The sequence below is a fragment of the Hydrogenophaga sp. UC242_53 genome (assembly GCF_042696965.1).
Taxonomy (GTDB): domain Bacteria; phylum Pseudomonadota; class Gammaproteobacteria; order Burkholderiales; family Burkholderiaceae_C; genus Hydrogenophaga.
Genome location: NZ_CP170552.1, coordinates 2812748 through 2828503 on the forward strand (window position 1 = coordinate 2812748; position 15756 = coordinate 2828503).

Genomic DNA, 15756 nt, shown 5'->3' on the forward strand with positions numbered 1-15756 from the left:
AAGGGGTCAGACAAACCAGATCCAGGTCATCAGCGCGAACAGCGGCACCAGGATGCCGACCGACCAGAGCATGTAACCGAAAAAGCTGGGCATGCGGATGCCGCGGTCTTCGGCGATCGCCTTGACCATCAGGTTGGGCGCGTTGCCGATGTAGGTGTTGGCGCCCATGAACACGGCACCGGCGGAGATGGCCACCAGCGTGGGCGCCATGGTGGTCATCAGCGCCTGCGGATCGCCGCCGGCCGTGTTGAAGAACACCAGGTAGGTGGGTGCGTTGTCGAGGAAGGAACTCAGGGCGCCGGTGGCCCAGAAGTACATGGCCGGGTTGGGCGAGCCGTCCGCATTCGTCACGGCCCTGACCACCGCGCCGAACGGGCCGTCGACACCGGCCTTGAGCATGGCGATCACCGGGATGATGGTGAGGAAGATCGCGGCGAACAGCTTGGCCACCTCCTGCATCGGCCCCCAGGCGAACTGGTTGCTCTCGTGCACGCTGGACGGTGTGAGCTTGAGCGAGATGAGCGTGACCACGATCAGCCCGATGTCGCGCAACAGGCCCGGCAGGCCGACGTCGGTGCCCGCGATGTGGAACACCACGGGCGACTTCCACAGGCCGCTCATGAGCACGAGCGCCACGACCACACCCAGCAGCGCGAAGTTGAAGCCGCCGTCGAAACCCAGGCGCGCGGTGTCCGGCGTGGGGTCCTGCGGCTGGAGCTCTTCGCGGCGGTGGTAGTACCACCAGTCGATGGCGTAGAAGATCACCAGCAGCGCGCCGATGAGCGCCACGGTTTCCATCCACAGGTGAGCCATGGTCCAGAAGAAATCGATGCCCTTGAGGAAGCCCAGGAACAGGGGCGGGTCGCCCAGCGGCGTGAGCGAGCCGCCCGCATTGGAGACGATGAAGATGAAGAACACCACCACGTGCACCTGGTGCTTGCGGTTGTCGTTGGCGCGGATCAGCGGGCGGATCAGCAGCATCGACGCGCCGGTGGTGCCCATGAAGCTGGCGAGCACCGCGCCGATGGCCAGCAGGCCGGTGTTCAGGCCCGGGCTGCCATGCAGGTTGCCCCGCACGAAAATGCCGCCGGCCACCGTGAACAGCGCGGTCAGCAGCACGATGAACGGGATGTACTCGGCCAGCAGCGCGTGCACGACGCTGGTCCCTGCCAGGCCCGGACCCGCCACGATCGCGAACGGCACGAGAAAGGCCAGCGCCCAGGCGGCCGACACCTTGCCGAAGTGGTGGTGCCAGAAAGCCGGTGCCAGCAGGGGCATCAGGGCAATGGAGAGCAGGACGCCCGCGAACGGCACGCCCCACCACACGGACAGCTGGCTGCCGTCGAGATCTGCTGCCCGGGCCAGGCCGGGCAGCAGGGTGGCCGCCAGGCACAACCGGCGCAGGGTGGGTGATGTCATGTTGTCTCCGAAGCGCCTTCGCTGGGCGCGGTAGGGCGCCCATCAGAGCGCCGGCATGCCGTCAGACGGCCAGCAGGTCCACTTCGAACAGCAGCGTGGCGTTGGGCGGGATCACGCCGCCGGCACCGCGCGCGCCGTAGCCGAGCGCGGCCGGAATGACCAAGCGGCGCGTGCCGCCCACGGCCATGCCCTGCACGCCCTCGTCCCAGCCCTTGATGACGTGGCCGGCGCCGAGCGGGAATTCGAACGGCTGGCCGCGGTCCTTGCTCGAATCGAACTTGGAGCCCTGCACGCCATCGTTGTAGAGCCAGCCGGTGTAGTGCACTTGCACGGGACGGCCGGCCTGGGCCACTTCGCCGTTGCCGACCACGGTGTCTTCGTACTGCAGGCCGCTGGGGGTGGTGATCATGTTGTGTCCTTTGGAATGAAAAGTGGAACCGGCGATTATTCCAGCCAGTGGGTGAAGCTCTCGACCGGCTCGCGCGGTGTGTGGAAGCCGTTGACCAGGTGGCTGGGGTCGGCGTAGCCCAGGGCCATGCCACACACCAGCATTTCGTTGTCGCCGGCACCGATGTGCGGCAGGATGATCTTCGCGAAGCCGTTCCAGGCGGCCTGCGGGCAGGTGTGCAGGCCGTGGCCGCGCGCGGCGATCATGAGCGTCTGCAGGAACATGCCGTAGTCCACCAGCGAGCCCCGGCCCATGATGCGGTCCACCGTGAACATGAGGCCCACCGGGGCGTCGAACAGGCGGAAATTGCGCTGGTGCTGCGCGTGCATCTTGTCCTTGTCGCCTTTGGTGATGCCGAGCAGGCCGTACAGGCCCCAACCGTTCTCGCGGCGGCGGTCGATGTAGGGGCTGACCCATTTCTCGGGGTAGTAGTCGTACTCCTCGCGGTACTCGGCGGCCAGCGCCGGATCGGCGCGCAGCGCGTCGTGCGCGGCGCAGACCTTCTCCACCAGGCTGTCGCGGCTGGCGCCCTGCAGCACGTACACCTTCCAGGGCTGGGTGTTGGTGCCCGAAGGCGAGCGGCTGGCCAGCCGCAGCAGGTGCTCGATGGTCTCGCGCGGCACCGGGTCGGGCAGGAAGGCCCGGGTGGACATGCGGCTGTTGATCGCGGCATCGACGCTGGCGGCATCGATCAGGGGCGACGCGGGGTTCTGGCTCATCGCAGGGTCTCCAAAGTCTTCTTGAGGATGTCGGGCAGCGGCACGGGGCGGCGGGTTTCGCGGTTCACGTACACGTGGACGAAGTGCCCGCAGGCCGCGGCGGTCTCTTCACCGTCGGCGAACAGGCCCACTTCGTAGCGCACGCTGGAACTGCCCAGGTGCGCCACGCGCAGGCCGGCCCACACGGTCTGGGGAAACGCCAGCGGCGCGAAGTAGTTGCACTGGGTCTCGATCACCAGGCCGATCACCTCGCCGCCATGGATGTCGAGCGCGCCCTGCTCGATCAGGTGCGCATTGACCGCCGTGTCGAACCAACTGTAGTACACCACGTTGTTCACATGGCCAGTAGATGTCGTTGTCGCTCCAGCGTGTGCCGATGGGCCGGAACACCCGGTAGGCGCTGCGGGGCAAGGCTTGCGGACGCGGAGGTGGGCTGCTGGCGGTGCTCATGCCGGGGCATTGTGCCAGTGGGTTGATCCGGCAACCGCCGCCGCCCAGCCGCGCCAGCGCTGCCGGTACTGCAGCGCGGTGCGGTAGGTGTTGACCTGCACCTGCACCGTGGCCTCCAGGTCGTGGCCGTAGCCACCGCCCATGGCGATGGCCAGCGGCAGGCGCTTCTGCCAGGCCCAGTCCATCACCCGGCGGTCGCGCGCCTCCAGGCCATCGAAGCTGAGCTTGAGGCGCCCGAGCCGGTCGCCCTCGTGCGGGTCCGCTCCCGCCAGGTACAGCACCAGGCCCGGGTCGAAGCGGCGCTCCAGCTCACCCAGCGCCCGCTCCAGCGCGTCCCTGTAGGTATCGTCGTCGCAGCCATCGGGCAGCTCGACGTCGAGGTCGCTGGGCTCCTTGCGGAAGGGGAAATTCCTCGCGCCGTGCAGCGACAGTGTGAACACCGACGCGTCGTTGGCGAAGATGGACGCCGTGCCATTGCCCTGGTGCACGTCGAGGTCGATGATCGCGACCCGCAGCGGTCCCCGGGCGCGGTTCAGCCGCGCGTGCTCGGCCTGCATCAGGCGGGCCGCCACGGCGAAGTCGTTGAACACGCAGAAGCCACTGCCCTTGTCGGCATAGGCGTGGTGCGTGCCGCCGGCCAGGTTCGCGGCCAGCCCGGCACCGCCCAGGGCGCTGCGGCAGGCCTGCAGGGTGGCGCCCACCGAGCGGCGCGCCCGTTCGGCCATGGCCGGGCTCCAGGGAAAACCGATCTCGCGCTGCGCCGCCGGGCTCAGCGTGCCGCTGGCCACGGCCTCGATGTACGCCGGGGTGTGCACCAGGGCCAGCTCGCCGCGGCTCGCGGGCAAGGCCTCGAGCATCTGCACCTCGGGCAGCTCGGCCACCAGCCGCTCGCGCAGGCGCGCGTATTTCCCCATGGGAAAGCGGTGCCCGCTGGGCAGCGGCAGGACAAAGTGGTCGGCGTAGTAGGCGTGCACGGAAGGGAGATCGGGGCGAGGGATTCGGTCGGGCCGGGCCATTGTGGGCGCAGGACGATGCCGCAGTGCCACCACCGACTTTTAGAACACCGCATCTAGAATGCTGCGGCGCAACAAAAAGAGCTTGCACGTCCGCGGCATCTCCCTATAATTCGAGTCATGTTGCAGTGCAGCAAAGCGAACGAAAACAACAGCGTCCCGACAGCGCGGTGTTCTCAGCAGCCTTCAACTAAGCCCTTGTTTTACAAAGTTTAGGAGTATGAATATGTTGACCGCTGAACAAATCGTTGCCGCCCAGAAAGCCAACATCGAGACCCTTTTCGGCCTGACCCAGAAAGCCTTCGAAGGCGTGGAAAAGCTGGTCGATCTGAACGTGCAAGCCACCAAGGCTGCCCTGTCCGAATCCGCCAACAGCGCCCAGGCCCTGCTGAGCGTGAAGGACGCGCAGGAACTGCTGTCCCTGCAAGCCAACCTGATGCAGCCCCTGGCCGAGAAGACCGTGGCCTACAGCCGCCACCTGTACGACATCGCCGCCGGCACCGGCGCCGAGTTCGGCAAGGCCGCTGAAGCCCAAGCCAGCGACACCCAGAAGAAGTTCCTGGCTGTCGTGGACAACGCCGCCAAGAACGCTCCCGCCGGTTCCGAAACCGCCGTGGCCGTGATGAAGAGCGCCGTTTCCGCCGCCAACAACGCCATGGAATCGGTCCAGAAGGCCGTCAAGCAAGCCACCGAAATGGCCGAAGCCAACTTCAACACCGTGACCGCCTCGGCCGTGAACGCGACCAAGACGGCCGCCAAGAAGCGCTAAGCAGCACAGCACCGCGATCGTGCCGTTGATCGGCCCGCTTGACACACGTCAAAAAGGCCCCTCTAGTATCAAGTCACGGCGCGCTACCCCTCAAAGGCAGCGCTTGAATCTCAAGTCTGTTTTTCTGGTTGTCTCCTCGGGTCCTTTTCGAAATTCGATTTCATCGGACCCCTTAAGCCCTCACTGCAAGGTGAGGGCTTTTTTTATGGCCGGTTGGCCGGCAGGCGCCGGGCCAGCTGGGTGCGCAGCTGCGGCAAGGCCGCCTGCATCGCGGCCCGGCCCGCTTCGATGGCGCGCAGCCGCGCCGTGAAGTCCGCGCTGCCCACGCCCACCAGCGCGGGGCGCAGCACCACGTCGGCCCCCGCCAGTTCGTGGCGGTTGATGCTTTGCCCCATGATGGCGAAGGTCTGCAGCAGCACCTGCACGCTGCCGACCGCCGAATTGCCCTCGGGCGCGCTCGAGATGTCCACCGCCAGCACCACCTCGGCGCCCATGTCGCGGGCGTAGCGCACCGGCACCGGCGCCACCAGGCCGCCGTCCACATAGTCGCGCCCGGTGATGTTCACCGGTGCGAACACGCCCGGCACGGCGCTGGAGGCGCGCACGGCCTGAGCCGCGTCGCCCCGGCGGAACAGCACGCCCTGCCCGGTCGCCAGGTCGGTGGCGCAGCACACCCAGGGGAATGGACATGTTCTCCAGCAGCTTGCCGCCCACGGCTTGGCGCACGTAGCGCGTGAGCGCCTCGCCGCGCAGCATGCCCCGGCCCATGATGGGCAGGGACCAGTCGGTCAAGGTGGCCTCTTCCATGCTGAGGGCCGTGGCCTCCAGCTCGGCGGCGGTCTTGCCGCTGGCGTACATCGCGGCCACCATGCTGCCGGCGGAGGTGCCCACCACCAGATCGGGGCGGATGCCGTTCTGCTCCAGCACCTGGATGACGCCCACATGGGCGAACCCGCGCGCGGCGCCACCACCGAGCGCCAGCCCCAGGCGGGGCGCGCGCGTGGGTACCTCAGGGGTTGGGGGAACGGTGGCAACCGGGGGGGTCTCCGGCAGCCGGCGTGGACCGCTGGAGCAGCCCGCGATCAGCAGGACGGCGGCCAGAATCCAGGCGGTTCGCGGCAAGTTGGGGCGTAAGTTTTTGATAAGAACCATTCTCGTTCGTGCTAGCATGCTCGGCGGAATTATCCCCTCGCCCACCGATCCGATCGACGGGGCGTCCCCCTCCTCTGCTCCGTTTCAAACCACCTCCAAGGACCGCGTCATGACCCGACTTCCCAAACTCGCCATGATGCCATCGCCATGGCCGCCGCGCTGGGCGCCCATACCCAGATCCAGGCCCAGGACAAGGTGCTCAACCTGTATTCCGCCCGTCACTACCAGACCGACGAGGCCATGTACGAGACCTTCACCAAGACCACCGGCATCAAGATCAACCGCGTGGACGCGGACGACGCCGGCATCATCGCCCGCCTGCGCGCCGAGGGCGCGGCCTCCCCCGCCGATGTGATCATGCTGGTGGACGCCGCCCGCCTGGCCGTGGCCGACACCCAGGGCCTGTTCCAGCCGATCAAGTCGGCCAAGCTCGACGCCGCCATTCCCGCCAACCTGCGCGCCAGCGCCACCGCCGACGGCGTGACCTGGACCGGCTTTTCCACCCGCGCCCGCGTGATCGTGTACGACCCGGCCCGCGTGAAGGCCGAAGACGTGCGCACCTACGAACAGCTCGCCGACCCCAAGCTCAAGGGCCTGGTCTGCACGCGCTCGGGCTCGCACCCCTACAACCTCTCGCTGTTCTCCACCATCGTCGAACACCTGGGCGACCAGAAGGGCGAAGCCTGGCTCAAGGGCGTGGTGGACAACATGGCGCGTGCGCCCAAGGGCGGTGACACCGACCAGATCAAGGGCGTGGCCTCGGGCGAATGCGGCGTGGCCTTGACCAACACCTACTACGTGGCGCGCCTGATCAAGTCCGACAAGGCGGAAGACAAGGCCGTGATGAGCAAGGTGAAGGTCATGTTCCCCAACCAGGCCACCAGCGGCACCCACGTGAACATCGCCGGTGCGGGCGCTGCGCAAGCACGCCAAGAACCGCGACAACGCGATCACCTTCATGGAGTTCCTGTCCAGCCCCTACGCCCAGGACTACTTCGCCAACGGCAACAACGAGTTCCCCACCGTCAAGGGCCTGAAGGTCGACAACCCGGCCATCAAGGCCATGGGCGGCGACAGCTTCAAGGCCGAGACCGTGCCGCTGGGCGTGGTGGCGAAGAACATGACCAAGGTGCAGCAAATGCTGGACCGCGTGGGCTATAAGTAAGAACACCCCCCGCCGCGCTTCGCGCGACCCCCTCAAGGGGGCAACATCTGCGGACCGGCGAAGCCGGATCCGCGATGTTCTGGACTTGAGGCGCTTCGGCTAAAGAAAAAGCCCCCGTGTGAATGCATGGGGGCTTTTTCTTTTTTGTGGCGGTCAGTACACCTGAGGAACGTAGATCTCGCCGGGCACCTGGTGGCGCCGGTAGCCTTCGTGGCGCACGCGGTCGGGCAGCGTGATGGTGGCGCGCTCCACTTCGCCGTAGGGCATCTGCCGCAGCAGGTGGTGGATGCAGTTGAGGCGGGCCTTTTTCTTGTCGTCGGCCTGCACCACCCACCAGGGCGATTCGGGGATGTGGGTGCGTTCCAGCATCACTTCCTTGGCCTGGGTGTAGAGCTCCCAGCGGCGGCGGCTCTCCAGGTCCATGGGGCTGAGCTTCCACTGCTTGAGCGGGTCGTGGATGCGGCCCAGGAAGCGCAGGTGCTGTTCTTCGTCCGAGATCGAGAACCAGTATTTGATGAGCTGGATGCCCGAGCGCACCAGCATCTTCTCGAACTCGGGCACCGAGCGGAAGAACTCTTCGTATTGCTCGTCGCTGCAGAAGCCCATGACGCGCTCCACGCCCGCGCGGTTGTACCAGCTGCGGTCGAACAGCACCATCTCGCCCGCGGCGGGCAGGTGCGCGGCGTAGCGCTGGAAGTACCACTGCGTGCGCTCGCGGTCGTTGGGCGCGGGCAGCGCGGCCACGCGGCACACGCGCGGGTTCAGGCGCTGGGTGATGCGCTTGATCGCCCCGCCCTTGCCGGCCGCGTCGCGGCCCTCGAACACGATCACCACCTTGTGCCCGGCGCGCACCACCCAGTCCTGCAGCTTCACGAGTTCGGCCTGCAGCCGGAACAGCTCGCGGAAGTAGGTGCGGCGCGCTTCCTTGTGTTTGGCCTCTTCATCGGCGTCCAGGGCCTGGTCCAGCACGCGGTCCTCGAGCTCCATCTCCAGCTCTTCGTCGTAACCGTCCATGAGGTCGGTGTGGATGCGGCGCATCAGCTCGTCCTGGCTGTCAAACATGTGGGCTCCATGATGGAAACAAAGTGCCCAGACTAGGGCACCCGCGTGACAAGGGCGTGACACGGGCATGTCGCATAATCCGGGTCGAATTGACGTTTACGTCAACGTCACATCCCCTCTCATCACACAGGAGCACACCCATGGACATTCAAGGCAAGGTATTCATCGTCACCGGCGGCGCATCGGGGCTGGGCGAAGGCACGGCGCGCATGCTGGCGGCCAACGGCGGCAAGGTCGTGATCGCCGACATGCAGGCCGACAAGGGCGAAGCCGTGGCCAAGGAGATTGGCGGCGCGTTCGTGAAGTGCGACGTGAGCAACGAGGCCGACGGCCAGGCGGTGGTGGCCAAGGCCCTGTCCCTGGGCAAGCTCATGGGCCTGGTGAACTGTGCCGGCATCGCCCCGGCCGAGAAGACCGTGGGCAAGAACGGTGCGCACAACCTGGGCGTTTACACCAAGACCATCATGGTCAACCTGGTGGGCAGCTTCAACATGATCCGCCTGGCCGCCGAGGCCATGTGCAAGAACGAGCCCGAGGCCACCGGCGAGCGCGGCGTGATGATCTCCACCGCCAGCGTGGCGGCCTACGACGGCCAGATCGGCCAGGCGGCCTACGCGGCGTCCAAGGGCGGCATCGTCGGCATGACGCTGCCGATCGCGCGCGACCTGGCGCGCAACGGCGTCCGCAACATGACCATCGCCCCCGGCATCTTCGGCACACCCATGCTCTTCGGCATGCCCAAGGAAGTGCAGGACGCGCTGGCCGCCGGCGTGCCCTTCCCGAGCCGCCTGGGCACCCCGGAGGACTACGCCAAGCTGGCCAAACACATCTTCGAGAACGACATGCTCAACGGCGAGGTGATCCGCCTGGATGGCGCGATCCGCCTGGCACCGAAGTAATCCCGAAACGGTTTCTTACGCCTCCATGGACCGCCAAGGCGGTCCATCCGCGTTTCTGGGATACGGTGGCCGTCTCGACAACGATCTTCAAGGAGCCATTGCCATGACACGCCTTGCCTGCCTGATCGCCTCGCTGAGCCTGCTCAGCGCCTGCGGCACACCCACCACCCCTTCCTCCTCTTCCATCCAGCAGCCCGAGGGTGCCTCGGGCCTCACGGTCAAACCGGGCTGGGCCTTCCCGCGCCAGGCCGTGGCGGCGGCCAACCCGCTGGCCACCGAGGCCGGCGCGCGCATCCTGCGCGCCGGCGGCAGCGCGGTGGACGCGGCCATCGCCGTGCAGATGGTGCTCACGCTGGTGGAGCCGCAGTCCAGCGGCATCGGCGGCGGTGCCTTCCTGCTGCACCACGACGGGCGCCGCGTCCAGGCCTTCGATGGCCGCGAGACCGCGCCCGCCGGGGCCAACGAGCAACTCTTCCTCGACGAACAGGGCAAGCCCCTGCCCTTCATGGTGGCCGTGGCCAGCGGCCGCTCGGTGGGCACCCCCCGGCGCGGTGGCGATGCTCGCGCAGGCCCACCGCCAACACGGCAAGCTGCCCTGGGCGCGCCTGTTCGAGCCCGCCATCGCGCTGGCCGACCAGGGCTTCGCCGTCAGCCCCCGGCTGCACACCCTGCTGCTGGCCGAGACCGCGCTGAAGAACGACCCGGTCGCGGCCGCCTACTTCTACCGGCCCGACGGCCAGCCGCACCCGGTGGGCCATGTGCTGCGCAACCCCGAACTCGCGCAGGTGCTCAGGAACATCGCGGCCCAGGGCCCGATCGCCCTGCACGAAGGCCCGGTGGCCCAGGCCATCGTCAACAAGGTGCGGCAGCACCCGGTGCGACCCGGCAGCCTCAGCCTCGAAGACCTCCAGCGCTACCAGCCGCGCGAGCGCGAAGCCCTGTGCCACGACCACACGGCCGCGCAGCGCGCCTTGCGCGTCTGCGGCTTCCCGCCACCCAGCTCGGGCGCCATCGCGGTCGGCCAGATCCTCGGTCTGCTCGCGCGCACGCCGCAGGCCCAGGAGCCGCTGGTGAAACCCGCGATGGGCACCGCCCTGCCCTCGGCCGACTGGCTGCACAGCTACACCGAGGCCTCGCGCCTGGCGTTCGCCGACCGCGCGCAGTACGTGGCCGACCCGGATTTCGTCGCCGCCCCTGGTGGCCGCTGGAGCAGCTTGCTCGATGCGCGCTACCTGGACGAGCGCGCCCGCCTCATCAGCCCGAACGCCCGCATGCCGCAGGCGCCCGCCGGCGTGCCGGGCGGCGTGCAGGTGGGCTGGGCGCCCATGCCCGAGCAGCCCGAGTACGGCACCAGCCACATCAGCATCGTGGACGCCTACGGCAATGCGCTGGCCATGACCACCACCATCGAGGCCGTCTTCGGCTCGCGCCTCATGGTCACCACCGATCCGAGCCGCCCGGGTGGTTTCCTGCTCAACAACGAGCTCACCGACTTCAGCTTCGCTCCCCGCAACGCCCAGGGCCAAGCCATCGCCAACCGCGTCGAACCGGGCAAGCGGCCGCGCTCCTCGATGTCGCCCACCCTGGTGTTCGACAAGGCCAGCGGCGAGCTGCTGATGAGCGCGGGCAGCCCGGGCGGCGCGCTCATCATCCACTTCACCGCCAAGACCCTGCACGGCACGCTGCAATGGGGCCTGTCGCCGCAGGACGCGATCAACCTGCCCAACTTCGGCACCACCGGTGGGCCCTTGCTGCTGGAACAGAAACGGTTTGCGCCCGCCACCGTGGAGGCCCTGCGCCAGCGCGGCCACACGGTGGAGGAAGCGGACATGACCAGCGGCCTGCAGGCCCTGATGCGGGGCACGCAGCGCGGCCAGCGGGTGTGGCTGGGCGGAGCCGATCCCCGCCGCGAGGGCATCGTCGCCGGGGACTGAGCAACCGGGGTGCATCGGTCAGAATACCCCGGCGGCGATCCCCCAGACCTTCATCCAGGAACTGCTCAACCGCGTGGACGTGGTTGACGTGGTGGGCCGCTACGTGCAGCTCAAGAAGGGCGGCGCCAACCTGATGGGCCTGTGCCCGTTCCACGGCGAAAAATCGCCCTCGTTCAGCGTCAGCCCGAGCAAACAGTTCTACCACTGCTTCGGCTGCGGGGCCAACGGCAACGCCATCGGTTTCCTGATGGAACACGCCGGCATGAGCTTCATCGAGGCGGTGAAAGACCTCGCCCAGCAGGCCGGCATGCAGGTGCCGGAAGACGAGGCCTCGCCGCAGGACCGCGAGCGCGCCGCGCAGCAGCGCCAGAAGCAGGCCACGCTCACCGACGTGCTCGAGAAGGCCGCGCAGGCCTACGCCAAGCAACTCAAGGTCTCGCCGCGCGCCATCGACTACCTCAAGGGCCGCGGCCTCTCGGGCCAGATCGCCAAGACCTTCGGCCTGGGCTACGCGCCCGAGGGCTGGCGCGCCCTGGCCAGCGTGTTCCCCGACTACCAGGCGCCCCTGCTGGTCGAGTCGGGCATGGTGATCGAGCACGAGGACGAAAAAGGCGCCGACGGCCAGGCCAAGCGCTACGACCGCTTCCGCGACCGGATCATGTTCCCGATCCGCAACGTCAAGGGCGAGTGCATCGGCTTTGGCGGGCGCGTGCTCGACAAGGGCGAGCCCAAGTACCTCAACTCGCCCGAAACGCCGGTGTTCAGCAAGGGCCGCGAGCTCTACGGCCTGTTCGAGGGCCGCACCGCCATCCGCGTGGCCGGCTACGCCCTCGTCACCGAAGGCTACATGGACGTGGTCGCGCTGGCCCAGCTCGGCTTCGCCAACGCCGTGCGCAACGCTGGGCACGGCCTGCACGCCCGACCACGTGCAAAAGCTGTTCCGCTTCACCGACGCCGTGGTCTTCAGCTTCGACGGCGACGGCGCCGGCCGGCGCGCCGCGCGCAAGGCGCTCGATGCCGCCCTGCCCCTGGCCACCGACACGCGCAGCGTCAAGTTCCTGTTCCTGCCGGCCGAACACGACCCGGACAGCTTCATCCGCGCCAACGGCGAGGCGGCTTTCGCGCAGTGCGTGAAGGAGGCCGTGCCGCTGTCGCGCTTCCTGGTCGAATCCGCCGGTGCCGACTGCGACCTCAGCACCGCTGAAGGCCGCGCGCGCATGGCCAGCCAGGCGCGCCCACTCTGGAGCGCCCTGCCCGATGGCGCGCTCAAGCGCCAGCTCATCGGCGAACTGGCCGCCGGCATCGGCATCGGCAGCCCGGACCTGCTGCAGCTCTGGCAGCAGACCGGCGGCGGCCCGCGCAAGCCCCGGGCCGCCAGCCCGGCGCCCGCGCAGCCGGGGCACGACGCCGGTTACGACGGCGGCGGGGCCAGCGCGGCCTACACCTCGGACCCGGGCTACGACAGCGGCGCCGGCGGCGGTTACAGCAGCGGCGGTGGCGGCTACGGCGGTGGTGGCAAAACCTACGGCGGCGGCGGCAAGGGCTTCGGCAAGTGGCGCAAAGGCCCGCCGCCCCCGCCCCGCATGCTGGGCACGCGCCGCGCGGGGGGCAGCCGGGCCGACCGCGCGGTGGGTCTGCTGCTGGCCAGCCCGCAGGCCTGGGACACGCTCTCGGCCGACGACCACGCCCTGCTGGCCCACCTGCCCGCGCCCCACGGCCCGGTGTTCGTCTGGCTGGAAGCCCAGCTGCACGAACACGGGCACCAGCCCTGGGCTGCGGTGCGCGAGGCCCTGCGCGGCCACGAACACGAGACCTTTGCCTGCGTCCAGGTCGAGCAGGCGACCCTGGGCGGCGACCCGAGCGCCGAGCTGTCCGAGCTGAACGACGTGATGCACCGCCTGCGCCGCGACGGGCTGGTGGAACAGGCTCGCCAGCTGGCCGAGCGCGTGGCCGCGGGAGATGCCAGCGCCATGGAGGACTACAAACGGGTCAACGCCCAGCTGCAGGCCCTCCAAAGCGACACGCCCGCCTGACAAAAAAACTTTGTCAGCGGTATAATCCAAGGTTTTGCACCGCAAGCGCGACAGCAGCACCTCCGGCACCGGCCCGGCCCCAGCAAGGGGCTAGATGGAACACCTTCCTGGCCACCTCGGCGACCTCCCCGGCCCGACGGAACCCCGCAAGGACTGCACACCAAATGTTCGCCCCACAGCTTGCAGGCCTGCCCTTTCCGGCGAAAGGCAGGCGTTGTGCCCAACAAAATCACCGGAACGGACCGCGTCGCGCGGCCTTTCAGGCGTTTTTTGTGTGTTCTGCCGGCTCCAGTTCGACATTTTTTTGAGGTCCCCATGCCCGCGAAGAAATCCAGTACGTCCGTTGCGTCCAGCACCAAAACCGCCAAGAAGGCCAGCCCGCGCGCGGCCGCCCCGGTTTCTCCCCCGAAGAAAGCCCCCGCTGTGACCCAGAAGCCCCCCGTCAAAGCCGCCGCCAAGGCCGCGCCCGCCAAGAAGACCGCCGTGAAGGCCAAGTCCGAGGCCGAACTGCTCGAAGAACCCGCGAAGAAGAAGGCCGGTCGCCCGGCCAAGGCCGATGCGGGCGACAAGCCCGCGGCCAAGCGCGGCCGCAAGCCCAAGGCGGACGCCAAGGGCAAGGGAGGCGATGCCGACCTGGACGATGCCGACCTCAGCGACATCGAGGACGACCTGACGGGTGACGAGACCGAAGTCGAGGCGGTGGACACCACCGCCGCGCAGACGACCGAGAAGGTCAAACCCCTGCGCATGAAGATCAGCAAGGCGAAGGAGCGCGCGCTGATGAAGGAATTCGGCCTGGACGAAACCGTCCTGTCCGAAGAGGAAGCCCGCAACCGCCGCGAACGCCTCAAGACCCTGATCAAGCTGGGCAAGACGCGCGGCTACCTCACGCACGGCGAAATCAACGACCACCTGCCCGACAAGCTGGTGGAAGCCGAGACCCTGGAAGTGGTGGTCTCGCTGCTCAACGACATGGGCGTGGCCGTCTACGAACAGACGCCCGACGCCGAGACCCTGCTGCTGAACAACACCGGCCCGACCGCCGCCACCGAAGAGGAAGCCGAGGAAGAAGCCGAAGCCGCCCTGTCCACGGTGGACAGCGAATTCGGCCGCACCACCGACCCCGTGCGCATGTATATGCGCGAAATGGGGCACGGTGGAGCTGCTCACGCGCGAAGGCGAAATCGAGATCGCCAAGCGCATCGAGGGTGGCCTCAACGACATGATGGCCGCCATCAGCGAGAGCCCGGCCACCATCGCCGAGATCCTGGTGATGGCCGAGGACATCCGCGAAGGCAAGGTCGTCATCTCCACCGTGGTGGACGGTTTCGCCGACGCCGACGAGGCCGATGACTACGTGGCCGAAGAAGACTTCGACGATTACGACGAAGCCGACGACGACGACGGCAAGGGCGGCTCCAAGGCCCTGACCCGCAAGCTCGAAGAACTCAAGCGCGAAGCCCTCACCCGCTTCGACAACATGCGCGCGCTGTTCGAGAAGCTGCACAAGACCTACGACAAGGAAGGCTACGGCACGCCGAGCTACCTCAAGACGCAGACGGCCATCACCGAAACGCTGATGTCCATCCGCTTCACCGCCAAGGCGATCGAGAAGCTCTGCGGCACCATGCGCAGCCAGGTCGACGACGTGCGCAAGAAAGAACGCGAGCTGCGCCGCATCATCGTGGACAAGTGCGGCATGCCGCAGGAAACCTTCATCAAGGAATTCCCGCCCAACCTGCTCAACCTCAAGTGGGTCGAGAAGCAGGCCGCCGCCGGCAAGCCGTGGAGCGTGATCATCGAGCGCAACATCCCGCCGGTGCAGGAGCTGCAGCAGGGCCTGATCAACATCCAGAGCAGCGTGGTCGTGCCGCTGGCGCACCTGAAAGACATCCACAAGCGGATGAACCAGGGCGAGTCCACCTCGCGCGACGCGAAGAAGGAAATGATCGAGGCCAACCTGCGCCTGGTGATCTCGATCGCGAAGAAGTACACCAACCGCGGCCTGCAGTTCCTGGACCTGATCCAGGAAGGCAACATCGGCCTGATGAAGGCGGTGGACAAGTTCGAATACCGCCGCGGCTACAAGTTCTCGACCTACGCCACGTGGTGGATCCGCCAGGCCATCACCCGCTCGATCGCCGACCAGGCGCGCACCATCCGCATCCCGGTGCACATGATCGAGACCATCAACAAGATGAACCGCATCAGCCGCCAGCACTTGCAGGAGTTCGGCTTCGAGCCCGATGCGTCCATCCTGGCCGAGAAGATGGAGATGCCCGAGGACAAGATCCGCAAGATCATGAAGATCGCGAAAGAGCCGATCTCGATGGAAACCCCCATCGGCGACGACGACGATTCGCACCTGGGCGACTTCATCGAAGACCAGGCCAACACCGCGCCCATCGAGGCCGCGATGCAGGCCGGCCTGCGCGAAGTGGTCAAGGAGATCCTCGACAGCCTCACGCCGCGCGAAGCCAAGGTGCTGCGCATGCGCTTCGGCATCGAGATGTCCACCGACCACACGCTGGAAGAAGTGGGCAAGCAGTTCGACGTGACGCGCGAGCGCATCCGCCAGATCGAAAGCAAGGCGGTGCGCAAGCTCAAGCACCCGAGCCGCTCGGACAAGCTGCGCAGCTTCATCGACACGCTGTAAGCGGCGGTCGGTCACAAAAAGGGAGCCACTGGCTCCC

General features: G+C 67.6%; 7 protein-coding genes and 6 pseudogenes. 6 read left to right on the forward strand and 7 right to left on the reverse strand.

The window, feature by feature from the left end; genetic code table 11:
- Nucleotides 1-6: 6 nt before the first annotated feature.
- The 5 genes and pseudogenes from ACFJI0_RS14125 to ACFJI0_RS14145 form a co-directional block, all read right to left on the reverse strand.
- Complete coding sequence (locus ACFJI0_RS14125) at nucleotides 7-1419, reverse strand: sodium:proton antiporter (protein ID WP_382320565.1); 1413 nt, start codon at nucleotides 1417-1419, stop codon at nucleotides 7-9.
- 61 nt (nucleotides 1420-1480) lie between these two features.
- Nucleotides 1481-1828: an FKBP-type peptidyl-prolyl cis-trans isomerase gene (locus tag ACFJI0_RS14130; protein WP_066271574.1), complete on the reverse strand. Its 348-nt coding sequence runs from the start codon at nucleotides 1826-1828 to the stop codon at nucleotides 1481-1483.
- A 35-nt stretch (nucleotides 1829-1863) separates the two neighbouring features.
- Nucleotides 1864-2586 carry a nitroreductase gene (locus ACFJI0_RS14135; protein WP_382320567.1) on the reverse strand — a complete coding sequence of 241 codons (723 nt, stop codon included), beginning with the start codon at nucleotides 2584-2586 and terminating at the stop codon, nucleotides 1864-1866.
- A pseudogene (locus ACFJI0_RS14140) lies at nucleotides 2583-3036 on the reverse strand (thioesterase family protein). Before ACFJI0_RS14140 ends, ACFJI0_RS14135 begins: the two are co-directional and overlap by 4 nt.
- The gene (locus ACFJI0_RS14145) at nucleotides 3033-4010 is read right to left on the reverse strand and encodes a histone deacetylase (protein WP_382320569.1); all 978 of its coding nucleotides are present in this window, start codon (nucleotides 4008-4010) and stop codon (nucleotides 3033-3035) included. The pseudogene ACFJI0_RS14140 and the gene ACFJI0_RS14145 overlap by 4 nt, the downstream one beginning before the upstream one ends.
- 265 nt (nucleotides 4011-4275) lie before the next feature.
- Here ACFJI0_RS14145 and ACFJI0_RS14150 point away from each other — a divergent pair, with 265 nt between their 5' ends.
- Nucleotides 4276-4818 (forward strand): phasin family protein, encoded by a 543-nt coding sequence (locus ACFJI0_RS14150; RefSeq protein ID WP_204733310.1) that lies wholly within the window; start codon nucleotides 4276-4278, stop codon nucleotides 4816-4818.
- A gap of 203 nt (nucleotides 4819-5021) precedes the next feature.
- Here the strand turns inward: ACFJI0_RS14150 and ACFJI0_RS14155 are convergent.
- A pseudogene (locus ACFJI0_RS14155) lies at nucleotides 5022-5988 on the reverse strand (patatin-like phospholipase family protein).
- Nucleotides 5989-6117: 129 nt separating this feature from the next.
- Between ACFJI0_RS14155 and ACFJI0_RS14160 the strand changes: the two are divergent.
- Nucleotides 6118-7135: pseudogene (locus ACFJI0_RS14160) on the forward strand (extracellular solute-binding protein).
- Nucleotides 7136-7288: 153 nt separating this feature from the next.
- On the opposite strand, the gene ppk2 reads toward ACFJI0_RS14160, so the two are convergent.
- Nucleotides 7289-8197 carry a polyphosphate kinase 2 gene (gene ppk2 / locus ACFJI0_RS14165; RefSeq protein WP_382320571.1) on the reverse strand — a complete coding sequence of 303 codons (909 nt, stop codon included), beginning with the start codon at nucleotides 8195-8197 and terminating at the stop codon, nucleotides 7289-7291.
- Between the two features lie 140 nt (nucleotides 8198-8337).
- On the opposite strand from ppk2, the gene ACFJI0_RS14170 reads away from it, so the two are divergent.
- From ACFJI0_RS14170 to rpoD, 4 genes and pseudogenes are all read left to right on the forward strand, one after another.
- Nucleotides 8338-9096: a 3-hydroxyacyl-CoA dehydrogenase gene (locus ACFJI0_RS14170; protein ID WP_382156785.1), complete on the forward strand. Its 759-nt coding sequence runs from the start codon at nucleotides 8338-8340 to the stop codon at nucleotides 9094-9096.
- Between the two features lie 103 nt (nucleotides 9097-9199).
- A pseudogene (locus tag ACFJI0_RS14175) lies at nucleotides 9200-11030 on the forward strand (gamma-glutamyltransferase family protein).
- Between the two features lie 13 nt (nucleotides 11031-11043).
- Nucleotides 11044-13063: pseudogene (dnaG, locus tag ACFJI0_RS14180) on the forward strand (DNA primase).
- 315 nt (nucleotides 13064-13378) lie between these two features.
- Nucleotides 13379-15719: pseudogene (rpoD, locus tag ACFJI0_RS14185) on the forward strand (RNA polymerase sigma factor RpoD).
- The last annotated feature ends 37 nt before the right edge of the window (nucleotides 15720-15756 follow it).

Bases quoted from the DNA above. Each gene is read 5' to 3' on its own strand.
- ACFJI0_RS14125 (WP_382320565.1), bottom strand. From the start codon at position 1,419: ATGACATCACCCACCCTGCGCCGGTTGTGCCTGGCGGCCACCCTGCTG.
- ACFJI0_RS14130 (WP_066271574.1), bottom strand. From the start codon at position 1,828: ATGATCACCACCCCCAGCGGCCTGCAGTACGAAGACACCGTGGTCGGC.
- ACFJI0_RS14135 (WP_382320567.1), bottom strand. From the start codon at position 2,586: ATGAGCCAGAACCCCGCGTCGCCCCTGATCGATGCCGCCAGCGTCGAT.
- ACFJI0_RS14150 (WP_204733310.1), top strand. From the start codon at position 4,276: ATGTTGACCGCTGAACAAATCGTTGCCGCCCAGAAAGCCAACATCGAG.
- ppk2 (WP_382320571.1), bottom strand. From the start codon at position 8,197: ATGTTTGACAGCCAGGACGAGCTGATGCGCCGCATCCACACCGACCTC.
- ACFJI0_RS14170 (WP_382156785.1), top strand. From the start codon at position 8,338: ATGGACATTCAAGGCAAGGTATTCATCGTCACCGGCGGCGCATCGGGG.